The following is an 18,132-nucleotide window of genomic DNA, read 5'->3' on the forward strand; positions in this document are numbered from 1 at the left end:
CCCGGGGCGCCGCGTCCCGTCATCCGGACCTTCGCTCCCAACGAGTAGGCTCGCCAGCGGCAGTGAGACCGCCGACATGTAGTAGGCCCGACGTGAGGGGAACTCGGTGAGCGCAGGGCAGTACGACGTCGAGGGTGCCCGCCCCCGCGGCGCCCGCATGCCCCGGCGCGAACGCCGCGCCCAGCTGCTCTCGTCGGCGCTCGAGATCTTCGTCGCGCAGGGCTACCACGCGGCCGCGATGGACGACATCGCCGAGCGCGCCGGCGTCTCCAAACCGGTGCTCTACCAGCACTTCCCCGGCAAGCTGGAGCTCTACCTCGCGCTGCTCGACAACGCCTGCGACCAGATCATCGAGAACTGCCGCCTCGCGCTCGACTCCACCCACGACAACAAGCTGCGCGTCGGCGCGACCGTCGACGCGTTCTTCGAGTACGTCGCGCTCGACACCGGCGCGTTCCGGCTGGTCTTCGAGTCCGACCTGACCAACGAGCCAGCCGTGCGCGAGCACGTCGAGCGGGTCACGACCGAGTGCGCGGCGCTGATCGCCCACGTCATCCGTGACGACACCGGCCTGCCCGACGACGCGTCGTACCTGCTGGCCGTCTCGCTGGTGGGAATGGCCCAGGTCAGCGCGCGGTTCTGGCTCAAGGACGCCGGGGCCATCCCCCGCTCCGACGCCGCCGCGCTCGTCTCGGCCCTCGCCTGGCGTGGGATCCGCGGCTACCCCAAGACCGACGAACACTGAGAAGCACAAGCAGAAGGAGACGACCTGTGGAGGTCAAGATCGGCGTCCAGTACGCATCCCGCGAGTTGGTCGTGGAGACCGACGAGACGGCTGAGGCGGTCGAGAAGCTGGTCGCCGACGCGCTGTCCGGTGACGGCGGCGTGTTCGCCCTCAACGACAACAAGGGCCGCCGCATCATCGTCCCCGGCGCCAAGATCGCCTACGTCGAGCTCGGCCGCGCCGCCGGCGGACACGTGGGTTTCCGCTCCTGATCAGTCCCTAGCTGGCGAGGCCGAGCTCGGCCATGCGCTCGCCATGGCGGTCGGTCAGGCGGGTGAACATCCGCCCGATCGCGGCCAGGTCGAGGCCGGGGCGGTCGATGCCGCCGGCGAGCAGGGCGGTGAGGGCGTCACGGTCGGCGGCGACCTGCTGGGCCTGGATCAGCGCCTCCCCCATCAGCCGGCGGCCCCAGAGGGCCAGCCGCCCGGCCAGCCGTGGGTCGGCGGCAATGGCCTCGCGGACCGCCTCGACGACGAACGCCGAGTTGCTCTCGGTGTCGACCGACGAGACGACGAGGTCGCGGGTGTCGTGGTCGAGGTAGGCCGCGATCTCGCGGTAGAAGTCGTTGGCCAGCCCGTCGCCGACGTACGCCTTGACCAGGCCCTCGGACCAGTCGGCCGGGGCGGTGTGGGCGTGAAAGAGGTCGATCGCGGAGCGGAACGGTGCCATCGCCGCGAACGGGTCGGCGCCGAGCTCGGTGATCCGGTCGCGCAGGGCCTGCACCTTGTGGAGCTCGGCCGCCGCCATGCTCGCGAGGGCCAGCTTGTCCTCGAGCGTCGGGGCGAGCTTTGCGTCCTCGGCGAGCCGCTCGAACGCCGAGATCTCGCCGTACGCGATCACGCCCAGCAGGTCGACCACGGCCTCGCGATAGGCCGGGTCTGCGAAGGCCACCGGGGCGTCGATCTCGGGAGATGCAGGCATGGCACGACCCTACCGATAGACTGAACTCACTTGCGCCGCCTCCGGCGGCCCGTATGTGCGCGGCTACGTGTGAATTAGCCGCAACCGAATTCGACTCGGCTTGACTGGCTGATCCCACACGAAAGCGAAAGACACTGACTTCCATCACCTTCCGCGAGCTCGGCGTACTGCCCGAGATCTGCGACGCCCTCGACCGCGCCGGCATCACCACCCCGTTCGCGATCCAGGAGATGACCCTCTCGGTTGCCCTCATGGGCACCGACCTCATCGGCCAGGCCCGCACGGGCACCGGCAAGACCCTCGCCTTCGGCATCCCGGTGATGCAGCGCAGCGTCGTGTCGACCGACAAGGCCTACGACAACCTGCCGCAGGGCAAGCCGCAGGCGCTGATCGTGGCCCCGACCCGTGAGCTCGCGCTCCAGGTCTCCAACGACCTCCACCTCGCCAGCAAGGACCTCGGTCTCCGGGTCCTGACGGTCTACGGCGGCGTCGGCTACGACACCCAGCTCGACACGCTCGAGTCCGGCGTCGACATCGTCGTCGGCACTCCGGGTCGTCTCATCGACCTCGCCAACCGCAAGGCGCTCGACCTGTCCCACGTGCACGCGGTCGTCCTCGACGAGGCCGACGAGATGCTCGACCTGGGCTTCCTCCCCGACGTGCAGCGCCTGCTCAGCATGACCCCCGAGACCCGGCAGACGATGCTGTTCTCGGCCACCATGCCGGCCGCGATCGTGGCGCTGGCGCGCACCCACATGCGCCACCCGATGAACATCCGCGCCGAGTCGTCGTACGACACCACGATGGTGCCCGCGACCGCGCAGTTCATCTACCTGGCCCACGACCTCGACAAGCCCGAGATCATCGGCCGCGTCCTCCAGGCCGAAGACGCCGGCAAGATCATCGTCTTCACCCGCACCAAGCGTCAGGCCCAGCGCGTCGCCGACGACCTGGCCGAGCGCGGGTTCAGCACCAGCCCCCTCCATGGCGACATGGCGCAGGTCGCGCGCGAGAAGGCGCTCGCGAAGTTCCGCGAGGACAAGATCCGCGTGCTCGTCGCGACCGACGTCGCCGCCCGCGGCATCGACGTCGCCGGCGTCTCCCACGTCATCAACTACACCTGCCCCGAGGACGACAAGACCTATGTCCACCGCATCGGCCGCACCGGCCGCGCGGGCGCCTCGGGCATCGCGATCACGTTCGTCGACTGGGCCGACCTCACCCGGTGGAAGGTCATCAACAAGACCCTCGACCTGCCCTTCCCGGACCCGCAGGAGACCTACTCCACCTCGGACCACCTCTACCACGACCAGGGCATCCCGCCGGGCACGAAGGGTCGCATCGTCGACGCCGCCCCGGTCGAGCGCAAGCCGCGCGAGGACCGTGGTGGCGACCGTGACCGCGGCGACCGCCGTGGTGGCAGTGGCGGGGGTGGCGACCGTGCCCCGCGCAGCCGTGGCGACCGTGACCGCGGCCGGACCCGCACCCGCAGCACCGCCTCCTCCTCTGAGGCCGCCCCGGCCACCGAGGCCCCGGCCCGCTCGTCCGAGGCTGCTTCCTCCGACGCGCCTGCCGGCGCGTCCCGCTCGCGCAACCGTCGTCGTCGCTCGCGCGGCGGCAGCGGTGGTGGCTCCGGCGACGCCGGCGCCACCCAGCAGCCCGCCTGACCTCGTCCCTTCGACTACCCCTCGGGAGCCCCTGATGGCCACGTATGACGCCAACCTCCAGGCCGCGGTCGACGCCACGTCCATCGCCAAGTCCATGCGCGAGACCGACGACCTCGTCGAGTTCCTGCGTGAGCAGCTCCACGAGCGGGACATCGAGACCAAGGACGAGGCTTGGCTCAAGCACACCGTCGAGAAGATCCACGAAGACACCAACTACATGATCGACAGCGAACCGTCCGACTACGAGCGCCCCGAGCCGCAACTCCCCCGCTAGCCCCTGTCGGCAGCTGGGTTGATGCGATGAGACGGCTCAACGCATCGACTCACTCGTACGCCGCATCCTGGCGCTGCCTCGGGATTGTGGATCGTCCGGTGGTGTCTGTGACTCGCTCAACGAAGAAGCCGTGCCCGTGGCAGACAGGCGCGATTGGGGATGTGAGACTGTAACGCCCGATCTTGAGCTCGGCTCCACTGGCTGAGGAGCGGGATACGCTCCCGCGACCGCACAACGACAGGATGTGCCCATGTGGGGCTGGCGATCCCGGCGCGCTTCGAGGTGGTCACCCATCCGCTTCGCGCGGCAGTCGGCCTTGGGGCACCGGCGCGGGCAGACGCTGGCGCTGGTCGGGGTCTCGGCGCTGATCACGGCGTGCACCGCGTTCACGCCCGTCTATGACCGGGCGATGCAGCAGGCGCTCGTCGACACGCTGCTGGCCAACGCGAGCGCCGCTGAGAACTCCGTGACGATCAAGTCGGAGTCGGCGGTCACGGCGGGCGGGGCGACGGAGGCTCGGGACCCTCGCAACCTCCAGGCCATGGTCCCGCGCGACGTGGCCGCGGAGCTCGAACCACTCGTGCTGGGCCGTACGGCGGTCGTCGCTCCGGTCGCCGGCGACGTACCCCCGACCGGGCCACTCGTGTGGCGCGACGGCGCGTGCGAGCACGTTCGCGTCCTGAGCGGTGAGTGTCCTGACGCGGCCGGCGAGATCCTGATCAGCGAGGCCGACGTCGACAACTTCGGGCTGACGATCGGGTCGGCCTCGACGGTGCGGCCGGCAGAGGACGGGCCGGGGGTGCGGCTCGAGGTCGTCGGCACCTATGCGCCGAGTGACGAGGAGTGGTGGCAGGGCGAGACGCTGGTCGGCATCTCCATCGTCTTCCGCGGCAACGAACCCACTGCCGCCCACGACGCCTGGCTGACGACCGAGGCGACCTTCGTCGACGCTCCGATCCTGCCGGGAGAGACCTCGCAGGCCGGTGCCCTCGTGCGCGCCGAGACGGCCGGGGTCGACGAGGTTCTCGCGCTGGGCGACCGGGTACGTGAGCTGTCGCAGGACGTCGGGAGGGAGGGGCGGGACCTGCACGTCCGCACCGAGTTCGGCGCCCTGACGGAGGACGTCCGCGCGCAGACCCGGCAGGCGCACCGCACCGTGCCGCTGCTGATGGCCCCCATGGGCGTGCTGCTGGTCTTCGTCCTCTGGCTGGTGCTGGCGGCCGCGATCGAGCAGCGGCGCGGGGAGGTCGCCGTCGCGCGGCTCCGCGGCCGGGGACCCGCCGGTGCTGTGGGACTGCTGCTCACCGAGCTGCTTCCCGTCCTCCTGCTGGGCGTCGTGCCTGGTGCGGTCATCGCGCTACTCGGGGGGTCACTCGCGAGGGCGCTGCTGCCCGGTACGGCGCCGTTCGAGGCGGGTCCCGGGTTCGCGGCCGCCGTCGTCCTCGCGGTGGCGGCCATGGTGCTGACGACGGTGATAGCCGCCGTACGCATCGCCCGCGAGCCGCTGGACGGCCTGCTGCGCGGCGGACGGCTCTCGTCGGGGCGGTGGGCGCTCGGTGCGCTCGACGCCTTCCTGATCGCCGCCGTGGGGACCGGCGTCCTCGCCTTCGTTACCGGAAGCCTCAGCGGGCCCTTCGCCCTGGCCGGGCCAGCCCTCCTGGCGCTGCTCGCCGGCCTGTTGCTGGCACACCTGGCCGCGCCCACGGCGAGCGCGGCGGGGCGCTGGCTGCTGCGCCGGGGGCGCCTCGTCAGCGGCGTGACCCTGCTCGAGACAGGACGCCGCCGGGAGACCCGCGCGGTGATCGCCGTGATCACCGTGGCCAGTGCCCTCGCGGTCTTCTCCGTGGACGCGCTCGACGTCGGCGACCGCAACCGCACCAATGCGAGCCAGCACGACGCCGGGGCGCCCGTGGTGCTCAGCCTTGCGAGCCGGGACCTGGACGGCGTCCGCGCGGCGCTCACCTTCGCCGACCCCAGCGGCCGCCAGGCGACGCCGGTCACGATCTCCCGCACCACTCTCGCCGTGGAGCCGGACGCCTTCCGGCGGATCGCCTACTTCCCGCGCGGGGCGCCCACCGATGCACAGTGGCAGGCGATCGCACCCCCGGACCTGGAGCCGGTGGCGCTGACGGGTTCGCGCTTCTCGCTCACCGTGCGGCCCGATGCCCAGCTCACCTCGAAGGACGGCCTGGGCAGCGACTCCGAGGTCAACCTCGGCCTCGTGGTGACGACGGGCACCGGGACGCGCCGCACGATCCGCTTGGGCGCGCTGCCGCCGTCCGGGGAGCGCCGGATGCTCGTCGGGAACGACTCGGCGTGTGCGAGCGGCTGCCTGCTGGCGGCGGTGGAGCTCAGGTCCTCGCCGGGGGTCGAGATCGACGGCGAGCTCGACCTCGGCGATCTGCGCGTCGACGGGAGCCCCGTCCACTGGCCGTCCGCGCCCCAGGAGTGGAACCCGACCGAGACGGAGTACGCCGCGATCAGCCCGACGGCTTCGGCGTCAGACGACGCCCTGCGTCTCGTCGTGAGGGTCGGCGGCATCTATCCCGCCGAGATCACCCCGGCCTGGGTGCCGCGCACGGTCCCCGCGCTGCTGCCCGCCGACCGCCGTGACCCCCTCGGGCTCGAGGTGACCGGCGTCGACGGCAGCGACCGGCCGGCCGAGGACGCCGGCCGGGTCACCCTGATCCCGACCATGCCCGAGCGCTCGGCGCTGGTGGACCTCGACGCGATCTCCCGCGGCGCCGAGGTCACCTTCGACGCTCATGCCGAGGTCTGGCTGCTCGACGACCCGGAGCTCGTCGATGCTGTGGTCGCCTCGCTGCGCGAGCGCGGGATCGCGGTCGCCGACGTACGCCGCTACTCGACGATCCGGCAGACGCACCAGGACACCGTCGCCACCTGGAGCCTCGCCATGGGTGCCGTGGTCGGCCCGGCCGTGATCCTGATCGCGCTGCTCATCCTGCTGGTGCTCGCCGTCACCGGCTGGCGCGACCGCGCCCGGGACCTCGCCATCCTGCGGCTGAACGGCGCCGAACGGCGTACGACCCGACGGCTGGCGGTCTGGGCCCAACTGCCGGCCATCGTGCTCGCCATCGTCATCGGCGTCGCCGCGGGCACGCTCAGCGCCGTGCTGGCGATGCCCGACGTCTCCTTCTTCCCCACCCGGCCGGAGGTGCCCGTCGTCGACCCGGCGACCTCGTGGCGGGCGGTCCTGTACGTCGCCGCAGCATGCCTGGTGGTGCTGCCGGCGGCTGCCGCCCTGGCCGGCATTGTCGTTGCCCGTCGGGCTCACCTCGAACGTGTGACGGAGACCGTCTGATGCGTGGACTCGCGATCCGGACCCGGGGACTGGTGCACATCTACCACGTCAAGGAGCACGACGTCGCCGCGCTGTCCGGCGTCGACCTGGACGTCGCGGGCGGCGAGATGATCGGTCTGCTCGGACCGTCCGGATCGGGCAAGTCGACCCTGATGAGCCTGCTGTCCGGCGTCCTCCGGCCCAGCGCCGGCAAGGTCTTCGTGGGCGACACCGAGGTGTCCGCCGCTCCCCCGCGCGACCTCGACCGGCTGCGCGCGACCGAGATCGGCCTGATGCTGCAGGGCGCCGGCCGCAACCTGCTCCCGAACACCACACCCGCCGACAACGTCCGCTTCGCCCAGCACCCGGCGCGGCGGGCCGGCCGGCAGCTCACCGACCCCGGCGAGCTGCTGGCGGAGGTCGGGCTCGCCGAGCACGCCGACCGACCACTGAGCGAGCTGACCCCCGGCGGGCTCCAGCTGGCGGCGATCGCCGTCGCGATCTCCTCCCGTCCGGGCCTGCTCCTGTGCGACGAGCCCACGAGCCAGCTCGACCACGAGGCCCGCGACCAGGTCCTGGCCGCACTCGCGAAGGTCAACCGCGTCTACGGCACCACCGTCGTACTGGTCACCCACGATCCCCATGTCGCCAAGGTGCTGCCGCGCACGGTCACGATCCGCGACGGCCGGATCGGCGGCGAGGGTCGCAGCGGCGAGGAGTACGCCGTGGTGACCGCCGACGGCTTCCTGCCGCTGCCCGGCCACGCCCGCGACCGGTTGCCTCCGGGGACGCTGGTCAGGCTCCACGAGGTCGATGACCACTTCGAGCTCAGGGTGGAGGAGCCATGAGCGAGCTGCGAGCGGCCGGCCTGGGCGTCGCGTACGGCGAGACCGTCGCCGTACGTCCGCTGGACCTGCACGTCGACAGCGGGCGAATGCTGTCGGTGACCGGTCCCTCGGGCGCCGGCAAGTCGTCGCTGCTGTGGGCGCTGGCCTGTGCCTTCCGCCCGGCGGCGGCCTCCGTCACCGGGACGGTCCGCGTCGACGGCTCCGTGCTGAAGGACCGGGATGCCGCGGCACGGGCGGGCGTCGTTCTCGTCCCGCAGCGCAACGGCCTCAGCGGCACCCTGTCCGCCGAGGAGAGCATCCTGGTCCCGCTGCTCGCGCTCGGGGTGCCTGCCCGCGAGGCGTTGCGCCGCGTCGACGAGTCGCTCACCCGGGTCGGCCTCGCCGACTCCAGCCGTCATCTCGTCGACCAGCTCTCCGGGGGCCAGCAGCAGCGGGTGGCGCTGGCCAGGGCCTTCGCGCTGCGCCCGGCCGTGCTGCTCGCCGACGAGTCGACGAGTGACCTGGACGCCGGCAATCGGGAGCTGATGATGGCGGCCCTGCGGGAGGAGGCCGACCGCGGCGCCGCGGTCGTCCTCGCCACGCACGACCCCGAAGCCGCAGCCAGGACCGACGCGACGCTCGCCCTCGACGAGGGCGAGAGCACTGGGGTCCGCGAGATGTGAGGAGTGCTCACCGGCTGCGGACACCGCACGCGAAGGTAAAGTCTCAGAAAGTGGTGAGAACGCCTGTGGACAAGGGGTTCTGAGGCCTTCGACTGTCGGCGCCGGGTGCTTGAGTAGGTCTCATGAGCATCAGCGCCAACCACACTCCGAGGCACCCGGTCGCCTCGTTCGTGGCGCGCATGCACGACGAGCTCGATGACATCACCGGCCGCCCGATGTGGTCGATGGACGACGACGAGACCCGCCACACGCTGGTCCAAGCAACCCGGCTCCTCGCGCGACTCAGCGCCTTGGAGCTGAAGGTCGCCGCGCATGCGGACCGCAACCGGGTGGGCGAGGCGTCGGGTGCGACGTCGGTGGGGGTGCGGTGGGCCAACCAGACCCGGATGACGCAGGCTGAGGCGCACCGCAAGGTCAAGCTCGCGAAGGCGTTGGAGGCCCACGGGCCGGTGGGTGAGGCCCTCGCGCGGGGGGATGTGCTGGTTGACCAGGCCCGGGTGATCACCGACGCGGTGGCCGCGTTGCCCGACACCATTCAGCCTGAGGTGAGGTCGCAGGCTCGTGACTACCTGTTGGGTGCTGCGGCGCACTACGACGCGAGGGCGTTGCGGATCCAGGGCCGCCGGATCCTCGACGTGGTGGCCCCGGAGGTCGGGGAGGCCGAGGAGGCCAAGCAGCTCGCCAAGGAAGAACGCGACGCCGAGGCGAAGGCGCGGTTGTCGATGCAGGATGACGGCCACGGGCAGACCCACGGCCGGTTCACCCTGCCCGACCACATCGCCGGCATGTTCCGCAAAGCACTCCACGCCCTGGCTTCACCGAAGGCCGGCGGCGAAGGGCTGTCGCCGCATGGCATGGGGTTGGCGTTCGCCGAGTACATCCGCCGCTACCCGACCGACAACCTTCCCGCCGCGGGCGGTGTGTCCGCGACGGTGGTGGTCACGATGACCCTCGAGACGTTGATGGGTGGGCTGAAAGCCGCTCAGCTCGACACCGGGACCATGATCAGTCCCGGCCTCGCGAGGAGGCTGGCGTGTGAGGCCGGGATCATCCCCGTCGTCCTCGGTGGGAGGTCCGAGGTCCTCGATGTCGGCCGCAGACGCCGCTTCCACACCAAGGCACAACGGATCGCGATGGCGGTCCGCGACAAGGGCTGCGCCGCGATGGGCTGTGAGCGTCCGACCTCGGCCTGTCACGCCCACCACCTCACCCCCTGGAGCCAGGGCGGCGGCACATCCGTCAAGGACGGCGTGCTCCTGTGCCCCCGACATCACACCCTGGCCCACCACGACGACTACGAGCTCACCCACCACCCCGGCGGCAAGATCAGCTTCAACCGGCGCGAATAGCACCGAATCCAAGCCTCGGCTGAGTCCCTAGGGACCCATTCGAAGCGCCCAGAAGCCATCCTGCTTGTCCCTTTGGCTGCGGAGTAGGACAGGTCGCCCCGACACCGCTCCGGGGTCAATCTCGAGTGCGGTCTATGCGGAGTCAGTCACGCAGGCGTCGCCGAAGCCTCGACCACTCAAACCTGAGAACCCCGCGTAGACCACGCTCCTGAAACGAGTGACGCAGGTCCCAGCGATGGTCAAGCCGGTTCTGCGCCCGCTGTCGCTTGTCCCCGTCGGTAGCAAGCACCTCCAGAGCCCCGGGACCGCTCCAACCCTTGAGCGTCTTTTGGATTTCTTTGATAGAGGAAGACAGGTCGGACAGATGATCGGCCCCGGCAATGGTGTTCTGCAGCGACTTGACGTCCAGCAGCAGCGGAGGATCGTTGTACGACTTCTCGCCGGCGAGGTCGGTGTAGGCGACCGTCGCTTCATAGCTCAGTGGGACTCCGGCTGCTTCAGGCTTGAAGAAGTCAGGGCCAGCCCCGAACCTGAGTCGGATTGCTCGGCCCGGTGCGATCATTGGAATTGGTTGCTTGAAGATATCCAGGTCTCCCAGCTGCCTAGCGTTCCCGGGTACGACCAACGCCTTATCGAAGGTGATCCGCACGTCGCGAGCGGGAGTGCTCCCGATGTTCTTGATGACGAGATCAAGCCACCAGCCCTTGGACTCGAAGTCCACAATCACATAGGGGCGACTCTGATCCTCGCGAATGCGAGCTTGATCCTCCCGAGCGTGTCTGCCCTGCCTTACCTGTATCCATACGGCTGGACCAGCAACAACTGCGACAACCAGGGCGCCGACCTGTCCAAACGCAGCCCACTCGTCGGCACCCCACTGACTCAGATTCACTGGCGAAGCATAGTTCGCGGGCAACCCTCCCTAGCGGCCATCATCTGGGCGAGTGCAGGGTCTCGCAGGGTCGATGAACCCAGCGCCTAGCTGGGCGGAAGGTCGTGGGAATCCGAACCGAACAACGCTGCTGCGACAGGCCCAACGTCCGGTGATGGTGGGCCTGGTGCCGGGTCCAGATCGCTATGCGATGCGGGCGGCCTCACGCAGCGCGCTCTTGGCGAGCTTGCCGGAGCCGGTCTTGGGGAGCGTGGTCATGAAGACGAACTCGTCGGGGAGCCACCACTTCGCCACGGTGGGGGTGATGTGGGTGAGGAGGTCGGCGGAGGTGGTGGTGCTGGCGTCGCGGAGTACGACGTACGCGACGGGGCGCTCGCCCCAGCGGGGGTCGGGGCGGGCGATGACCGCGACCTCGAGGACGTCCGCGTGGGAGGCGATGGCGGACTCGAGCTCGACCGAGGAGATCCACTCTCCCCCGGACTTGATCAGGTCCTTCATCCGGTCGACGATCCGCAGGTAGCCCTCCTGGTCGATGGTGGTCAGGTCGCCGGTCCGCAGCCAGCCGTCGTCGGTGAAGCTGTCGGCTGACTCGTTGCGGAAGTAGCCACTGGCGACCCAGGGGCCGCAGACCTGGAGCTCTCCGATGGAGCGGCCGTCGTGGGGCAGCTCGTGACCGTCGGTCGTGTCGACGATCCGCAGCCGCACGAGCGGGACCGGCTGTCCTTGGGCGGCGCGGACGGCGACCTGGTCGTCGGGCGAGAGATCAGCGTGCTGCGTCTTGGTGCCGCCGATGCAGCCGACCGGGCTGACCTCGGTCATGCCCCAGGAGTGCGTGATGGGTACGCCGATGATCGAGCGGTAGGCCTCGGAGAGAGTGGCCGAGATGGCGGAGCCGCCGCCGAGGAGCAACCGCACTGAGGAGAGGTCGCGGCCGGGCAGGGCGGGCAGGAGGTCGGTCCATACGGTGGGTACGGCGCCGGCGAGGGTGACCCGTTCGCGTTCCATCAGCCCGGCCAGGTGGGTGCCGTCGGTCGACGGGCCGGGGAGTACGAGGGAGGCGCCGGCCATCAGCGCGCCGTAGGGCAGCCCCCACGCGTTGGCGTGGAACATCGGGACGATCGGCATCACGACGTCGGACTCGGTGACCCCGAGGAGACCGGCGGCGAGGGTGCCCAGGGTGTGCAGCACGGTGGAACGGTGGCTGTAGACGACGCCCTTCGGCGGCCCGGTGGTGCCGGAGGTGTAGCAGAGGCCGGCGGCGAGGTTCTCATCCGCGAGCGAGAAGGCGTCCTCCAACGAGCCGGTTGCAGGTACGGCGGCGGCCAGCAGGGCGTCGTACTCGAGGATCCGTGGGTCCTGCGGGATCTCCTCCCCCGAGTCGTCGGGCAGCACGACCCAGTGCCGGACGCTGGGCATCCGGTCGGCGCGCGGCCAGATCCGCGGCAGCAGCGCCTGGTCGACGAATACGACGTCGTCCCCGGCGTGGTTGACGATGTAGTCCAGGTGCTCGGCGGCCAGCCGGATGTTGACGGTGTGCAGGACCCGCTTGGTGGCGGGTACGGCGAGGTAGACCTCGAGGTGGCGGCGGTTGTTGCTGGCGAAGGTCGCGACCCGGGCGCTGGTGGGGACTCCCAGCTCGTCGAAGACGGTCGCAAGCCGCCGACAGTGGTCGGCCAACTCGCCGTACGTCGTGCGCTCGGCGTCGGCGGTGGCCACGGTCTTGTGCGCGAACTGCCGCTCGAGCCGGTCGAGGATGTGCGCGATCGTCAGCGGTCGGGGCTGCATCAGGCCGGTCACGGTCTCGCCCGCCTCGGGGCTCTGCAGAGCGCGTGGCCGGTCAGTCATGTCTGCTCCTGGGCTGGTTCGAGGAGCCGCCAACGAGCCGTGCTCGCTGCGGCGTGAGTGCGGGGAGGGGGTGAGGTGGTGGCTACCCCGGCGGCCCCGGGACCTTGACCTGGACCACCTCGACGCGGCCGTCGCGGATCTCCGTCTCGGCCGGCATCCAGCTGTTGGAGGTGACGAGGAAGAGGCTGCGCCCGTCGGGGCCGCCGAGCACGCAGTCGGCCGGGCATCGTCCGGGTACGTCGACGACGTCGGTGACCTCGCCGCCCGCGACGACGCGGAGGTAGCGCTCGTTGGTGATGCACGAGACCCAGACGCCGCCCTCGGCGTCGACGGCGAGGCCGTCGGGGGTGCTGCCCTCGGGGAGCTCGGCCCAGACCCGCTTGTTGCCCAGCGACCCGTCGGGGTTGATGTCGAACGCCGTCAGCCGCGCACCCCAGGTCTCCGCGACGACCAGGGTCCGCGTGGCGGGGAGGATGACGGAGCCGTTGGGGAACGTCATGTCCGACTCGACGACGGAGGCCTCCCCCGGCCCGGTGATCGCGAAGACAGGGCCCTGCTGCATGGGGGCGTCGGCGTAGAGGTCGTAGCCGAAGCCGCCGAGGTAGAGGGTGCCGGTGGTGTCCATGACCATGTCGTTGATCGGGGCGTCGGTCAGCCCGGACAGGTCGGCGTAGACGGACTGGTCACCCTTGAGGTCGTCGCGAAGCACGACCCGCTTCAGCATCGAGCTGATCAGCAGGGTGCCGTCGGGCAGCCAGGCCAGGCCCGAGGGCTGGTCGTCGATCGTGGTCACGACCTCGGGCAGCTCGTCGGAGTCGGGGAAGGCGCGGAAGATCTCACCGGTGTGCATGTCGGAGAACCACAGCCGGCCGTCGTGCCAGCGGGCACCCTCGGGAAACCGGAGTCCGTCGTACAAGGTGGTGAGCGACATCAGGTGAGTACCTTTCTCGAAGTGATCCGGATCGTCCCGCGGGTCCAGGCCCGTTGGAGGCCGGGTGCGTCCACGACCACGATCAGCGCGAGCAGCCCGGCGTAGAACAACTGTGCCGTGTAGGTCGGCAGCTGTGCCGCGGTGACGATCTGGGCGAGGAACGCCACCGTGAGCGCTCCGGCCAGCAGCCCGGCGACGCTGCCGTGCCCTCCCGACAGCGAGACCCCGCCGAGCAGGGCACCAGCGGCGGCGAGGATCAGCGGCTGCACGCCGGGGTCCGGGTTGGCGGCGCCGAGGCTGTAGTTGAGCAGCGCCCCGGAGGTGGCGGCCAGGACCGCGGAGGTGACGAACAGCCCGATCAGGACGCGGTCGGACTGGACGCCGGAGACCCGGCTCGCGCGCCGGTCGGACCCGATGGCGCGGACCTCGCGGCCCCAACGGGAGAAGCCGAGGATGCTCCCGATGACCACGAAGGCGGCGATCGTCATCAGGCTGCGCGGCGAGAAGACCTCGGACACCGGCTTGTCGAGCCAGAGCGTCACGTCCGGGTTCGCATACGACTTGCTCAGCCCGCCGGACAACGCGTTGGTCAGCCCGAGCAGCGCGATGTAGGTCGCGAGCGTCACCGGCATGGACGGTACGCCGAGGCGCGCGATGATCGTCCCTTGCGTGAGGCCGATGACGACTCCGGCTCCGAGCGCGGCTGCGATGCCGAGCTTCCAGTCGGTGCCGCCGTACTGGACGGCGAGCATGCCGCCGAGCGCGTAGGTGCCGACGACGGACAGGTCGAACTCGCCGGCGAGCATCGTGAGACCGAGGCCGAGCACCAGCGGCGCCAGGCGCGCGAAGACCTGGAGGGCGTTGTAGGTGTCGAAGCTGGTCAGCTCCGCGTCGGAGTACGACGGCAGCGCGATGAACGCCAGCAGGGTGATGCCCAGCGCGCTCGTCGGGAGCAGCCGCTCGGGGCGGCTGAGGAAGATCCGGTGGATCTGGTGCCAGCGCCTCATCGGACCCCCTCCCGCGACCGCAGGTGGATGACCACGACGACCAGCAGGACGATCAGGCCCTTGACTGCGATCTGCACGCCGGTGCTGTAGCCCCGCAGCAGCAGGATGTCCGCGACGGCGGCGATCAGCACGGCACCGATCAGGGTGCGCACGGCCGAGCCGCTGCCGCCGGTGATCGCGGTGCCGCCGGCGAGGACCGCCGCGATCGCGTCAAAGGTCAGGGTGCCGCCGGTGTTGACGTTGGCGGTGGTGTTGAACGCGCCGCTAAACGCCGCGGCGACCGCGATCAGCCCGCCAGCGCCCAGCCAGGCAAGGGTGATGGTGCGACCGACGGGGAGCCCGGCGGCCCGGGCGGCCACGCGGTTCTCGCCGGTCAGGTAGAGCGTCCGGCCCCAGGTGGTGTGCCGCAGCGCGAGCTCCACGACCACGGTCAGGCCGACCAGGACGTAGACGCTGAGGGCGATCCCGGCCGGGGTGGCGTTGAGGTGGACGTAGTCCTTGCCGCTCGGCGCGACTGACAGCCCGCCCGTGGCCCAGGTCGCGATGCCGGTCAGTGCGAAGCTGGCCGCGATCGTCAGCACGATCGGGTTGGCCTCGCCGTAGCCGACGACCATCCCCTGGATCGCGGTCGCCGCGGCACCCGCGGCCACAGCGGCGACCAGTGCGCCGACCAGCCCCCACGACTGGGTGGCCAGGAAGACCATGGCGCACACCGACGCGGTCTGCGAGACGGCCAGCGAGACCGACGTACCGACGATGACCATCAGCGTCAGGCCGAGGGCGGCGATGCCGACCAGGCTGGCGGAGGTGAGGATCGCGCGCGCGTTGTCGTAGCTGAAGAACCGGGGCGTCGCGGCGCCGAGCACAAGCAGGGCCGCGATGACGACGAGCGCAACGGAGTCGTTCCAGGTGAGGCGACGGCCGCGCTTCACGTGGGTCCGCTGGAGAGCGAGAGGCGTCTGCGTGGCGCTCACTGCCGACCTCCGACCATGGCGCTCGTGCCGTGGGTCATCTCGTAGAGCAGCGTGTCGTCGGAGACCTCGCCGCGGTGCTGGGCGACGACCCGTCCCTTGTGCATCGTGACCACGACGTCGGCGAGGTCGAGGAGCTCGTCGAGCTCGGTGGAGGCGAACAGTACGACGAGGCCGTCCTCGGCTGCGCGCCGTACGAGTTGGTGGATGTTGGCGCGGCCGCCGACGTCGACGCCGCGGGTCGGCTCGTCGAGGATCAGGACCTTGACGTCGGAGCGGCCGAGGGCGCGGCCGACGAAGACCTTCTGCTGGTTGCCACCGCTGAGGTCGCCGACCCGGGTCGCCAGCGGCGCGTCGATGCCGCACTCGGCGGCGACCTGCTGCTGGGTACGGCGCCAGCGGCCGCGGCGCACCAGCCCTCCCGTGGCGAGGTCGGGGATCCGGGTCGCCAGCAGGTTGACGCCCACGGAGCGGCTGAGGAAGAGGCCCTCGGACTTGCGGTCGCCGGACGCGAACGCGATGCCCGCGCGCGCGGCCGAGGCCGGGCTGCCGGACGAGACCCGGCGGCCCCCCAAGGAGACCCGGCCGCGCAGCGACGGCTCGAGGCCGGCGACGGCGCGGAGCACGTCGGCGGCGCCCGAGCCCACCTGCCCGGCGAACGCGTAGACGGTCCCCGCCCGCGCGTCGAGGCTCAGGCTCTCGAAGCGGTGCGGCACCGCGACGTCGATAAGTCGCAGCGCGATCTCGCCGTCGGCGGCCGGCTGCTTGTCGAGGGTGGTGGGGGCCTCGCCGAGCATGTGCCGGATCAGCGCGTTGACGGTGAGGTCGGCCGACGCCACGTCGGCCACAACCGCGCCGTCGCGCATCACGGTCACCCGGTCACACAGCTCCAGGACCTCACCGAGGCGGTGCGACACGAACAGCACGGCGCTCCCGGCGGCGGCCACTCGCCGTACGGCGTCGTAGACGCGCTCGCTCTCGACGTCGCTGAGGGTGGCGGTCGGCTCGTCGAGGATGACGACCTGGGCGTGCTGGCCGAAGGCCCGGGCGATCTCGACCAGCTGCCGCTCGCCGAGCCCGAGCGTGGACAGCTGCTGGTAGGGGTCGATGTGGTCGAGGCCGAGCTCGTCGAGCATCTTGCGTGCCCGCGAGCGGACCTGGCGCCGGCGGTAGAGCCAGCCGGCGGCCTGGTCGCCGAGGACGAGGTTCTCCGCGACGGTCAGGGCCGGCACGACGCTGAGCTCCTGGTCGACCAGCGCGACGCCGGCCGCCTGCGCGCTGCGCCGGTTGCGCAGCCGGACCTGCTCCCCTGCGATCGTGATGGTGCCGGCGTCAGGGGTCTCCTGGCCGGACAGCATCCGTACGACGGTGCTCTTGCCCGCGCCGTTGTGCCCGCACAACGCGTGGACCTCGCCCCTGCGCAGCACCAGGTCGGCGCCGCGGACCGCGACGGTGTCGCCGTACGTCCTGCGCAGCCCCTCCAGCCGGACCAGCTCGGGTCCGGCTGGAGGGACGTTGCCTGGGGTCAGGCGTGGCTGCATTGCTCCGCGAACTCCGAGACGTTGTCGGCGGTGACCCGGTCCGACGGGACCGTCTCGACCTGCGGCGGCTCCTCGCCGCTGAGGAACCTCACGATGTAGTCAGCGGTGGCCTCGGCGATGGTGCCGGGGTCCTCGGTCGCGGTCCCGTAGAGCGAGCCTTCCTTGATCGCGTCGATGCCGGCCTTGAAGCAGTTGCTGCTCGTCACGACCAGGCCGTTGGCTCCCGCGACCTCGCACCCGGCCTGCTTGGCGGCCGCGATGACCGGCAGCGCCATGTAGTCGGCCATGCCGTACGCCGCCTGGACGCCGTCGCAGCCGTGCTTGGCGAGGAGCTGGGTGGCGAGCTGGCCGGACAGGGTCGGGTCCCAGTTGCCGTCCTCGATCTCGATGACCTTGTACTGCGGGGCCGCGGCCATCTCCTCGTTGAAGCCGTCCATGCGGTCCTGGGTCACCAAGGACGAGGCGGTGCCGGTGATGACGATGACGTTACCGGAGTCCTTACCCTGCGCCTTGAGGCCCTCGATGATGTTCTGCGCCGCGAACTTGCCGAGCGAGACGTTGTCGCTGAGCACCTGCATCACGGCGTCCTCGACGGCCGGGTCGGGCCGGCCGTCGAAGACGAGCACCGGGATGCCGGCCTGCTCGGCCTTCTGGATCGGCACGACCATCGCGGTGGTGTCGAGCAGCGCGGTCACGATCAGGTCGGGGCTGCCGGCGATGGCCTGGTTGAAGTTGGTGACAGCGGTCGCCGGGTCCATCGTGGTCAGGTCTTGGACCTCCACGCCCTCGGCGTCGAGCGCGTCGCCGAACACCTGGTTGAAGTGGGCTGCCCACTGGTTGGTGTCGCCGTAGCCGACGAAGGCGATGGTCTTGCCCGAGGCCGAGCCGTCCTCGCCGCCGTCGCCCCCGTCACCGCTGCCGCCGTCGTCGCCGCCACAGGCCGCGCCGAGCGCGGTCACGGCCATGAGAGCGCCGGCGAGTGCCAGGCGGGACCCTGTACGGCTGCCGGTGCTGGCGGTCCCCCGTCCGATGTGCCGCCAGCGTCGTCCTGCGTGTCTCATGGGTGCTCCTCAGGATGTGATGGTGTGGCGGGCGCCACGTAACGGGCGTCACGTTATGAGGGATGTTCGGCCCCGCGA

General features: G+C 70.9%; 16 protein-coding genes. 8 read left to right on the top strand and 8 right to left on the bottom strand.

The genetic code is table 11. The features are described from left to right. Nucleotides 1-157: 157 nt before the first annotated feature. Both BLR90_RS17875 and BLR90_RS17880 read left to right on the top strand, forming a co-directional pair. Entirely contained in the window at nt 158-745 is a 588-nt protein-coding gene (locus BLR90_RS17875; protein ID WP_091026586.1) for a TetR/AcrR family transcriptional regulator, read from the top strand. Between the two features lie 26 nt (nt 746-771). Then, nucleotides 772-996, top strand: a complete 225-nt coding sequence (locus BLR90_RS17880; RefSeq protein ID WP_091026587.1) for a DUF3107 domain-containing protein — start codon at nt 772-774, stop codon at nt 994-996. 7 nt (nt 997-1,003) lie between these two features. On the opposite strand, the gene BLR90_RS17885 is transcribed toward BLR90_RS17880, so the two are convergent. Further along, nucleotides 1,004-1,705 (bottom strand): ferritin-like fold-containing protein, encoded by a 702-nt coding sequence (locus BLR90_RS17885; protein WP_091026588.1) that lies wholly within the window; start codon nt 1,703-1,705, stop codon nt 1,004-1,006. Between the two features lie 230 nt (nt 1,706-1,935). Between BLR90_RS17885 and BLR90_RS17890 the strand changes: the two genes are divergently transcribed. From BLR90_RS17890 to BLR90_RS17915, 6 genes are all read left to right on the top strand, one after another. Beyond that, nucleotides 1,936-3,372 carry a DEAD/DEAH box helicase gene (locus BLR90_RS17890; protein ID WP_425433647.1) on the top strand — a complete coding sequence of 479 codons (1,437 nt, stop codon included), beginning with the start codon at nt 1,936-1,938 and terminating at the stop codon, nt 3,370-3,372. Nucleotides 3,373-3,406: 34 nt separating this feature from the next. Beyond that, nucleotides 3,407-3,646 (top strand): hypothetical protein, encoded by a 240-nt coding sequence (locus BLR90_RS17895; RefSeq protein ID WP_091026590.1) that lies wholly within the window; start codon nt 3,407-3,409, stop codon nt 3,644-3,646. Between the two features lie 250 nt (nt 3,647-3,896). Beyond that, the gene (locus BLR90_RS17900; RefSeq protein ID WP_091026591.1) at nt 3,897-6,968 is read left to right on the top strand and encodes an ABC transporter permease; all 3,072 of its coding nucleotides are present in this window, start codon (nt 3,897-3,899) and stop codon (nt 6,966-6,968) included. After that, nucleotides 6,968-7,795, top strand: coding sequence for an ABC transporter ATP-binding protein (locus tag BLR90_RS17905; RefSeq protein WP_091026592.1), 828 nt, complete (start codon nt 6,968-6,970; stop codon nt 7,793-7,795). The genes BLR90_RS17900 and BLR90_RS17905 overlap by 1 nt, the downstream gene beginning before the upstream one ends. Then, entirely contained in the window at nt 7,792-8,457 is a 666-nt protein-coding gene (locus BLR90_RS17910; RefSeq protein WP_091026593.1) for an ATP-binding cassette domain-containing protein, read from the top strand. The genes BLR90_RS17905 and BLR90_RS17910 overlap by 4 nt, the downstream gene beginning before the upstream one ends. A gap of 122 nt (nt 8,458-8,579) precedes the next feature. After that, entirely contained in the window at nt 8,580-9,806 is a 1,227-nt protein-coding gene (locus BLR90_RS17915; protein WP_245715380.1) for an HNH endonuclease signature motif containing protein, read from the top strand. 142 nt (nt 9,807-9,948) lie between these two features. Here the strand turns inward: BLR90_RS17915 and BLR90_RS17920 are convergent, their stop codons facing one another. The 7 genes from BLR90_RS17920 to BLR90_RS17950 all read right to left on the bottom strand — a co-directional run bounded on the left by BLR90_RS17920 (nt 9,949) and on the right by BLR90_RS17950 (nt 18,054). Further along, nucleotides 9,949-10,698 carry a COG1361 family protein gene (locus BLR90_RS17920; protein ID WP_143016259.1) on the bottom strand — a complete coding sequence of 250 codons (750 nt, stop codon included), beginning with the start codon at nt 10,696-10,698 and terminating at the stop codon, nt 9,949-9,951. 183 nt (nt 10,699-10,881) lie between these two features. Continuing rightward, nucleotides 10,882-12,543, bottom strand: a complete 1,662-nt coding sequence (locus tag BLR90_RS17925; RefSeq protein ID WP_218029443.1) for a long-chain fatty acid--CoA ligase — start codon at nt 12,541-12,543, stop codon at nt 10,882-10,884. 82 nt (nt 12,544-12,625) lie between these two features. Next, a complete protein-coding gene (locus BLR90_RS17930; RefSeq protein WP_091026595.1) occupies nt 12,626-13,474 on the bottom strand; it encodes an SMP-30/gluconolactonase/LRE family protein in 849 nt (282 codons plus the stop codon). Further along, a complete protein-coding gene (locus BLR90_RS17935; protein ID WP_091026596.1) occupies nt 13,474-14,481 on the bottom strand; it encodes an ABC transporter permease in 1,008 nt (335 codons plus the stop codon). Before BLR90_RS17935 ends, BLR90_RS17930 begins: the two co-directional genes overlap by 1 nt. Further along, complete coding sequence (locus tag BLR90_RS17940) at nt 14,478-15,455, bottom strand: ABC transporter permease (protein ID WP_091026597.1); 978 nt, start codon at nt 15,453-15,455, stop codon at nt 14,478-14,480. Before BLR90_RS17940 ends, BLR90_RS17935 begins: the two co-directional genes overlap by 4 nt. After that, nucleotides 15,452-16,993: a sugar ABC transporter ATP-binding protein gene (locus BLR90_RS17945; RefSeq protein WP_091026598.1), complete on the bottom strand. Its 1,542-nt coding sequence runs from the start codon at nt 16,991-16,993 to the stop codon at nt 15,452-15,454. The genes BLR90_RS17940 and BLR90_RS17945 overlap by 4 nt, the downstream gene beginning before the upstream one ends. Then, nucleotides 16,978-18,054, bottom strand: coding sequence for a sugar ABC transporter substrate-binding protein (locus tag BLR90_RS17950; protein ID WP_091026599.1), 1,077 nt, complete (start codon nt 18,052-18,054; stop codon nt 16,978-16,980). The genes BLR90_RS17945 and BLR90_RS17950 overlap by 16 nt, the downstream gene beginning before the upstream one ends. Nucleotides 18,055-18,132: the final 78 nt, after the last annotated feature.

Source organism: Nocardioides szechwanensis (assembly GCF_900103935.1).
GTDB classification, from domain to species: Bacteria; Actinomycetota; Actinomycetes; order Propionibacteriales; family Nocardioidaceae; genus Nocardioides; species Nocardioides szechwanensis.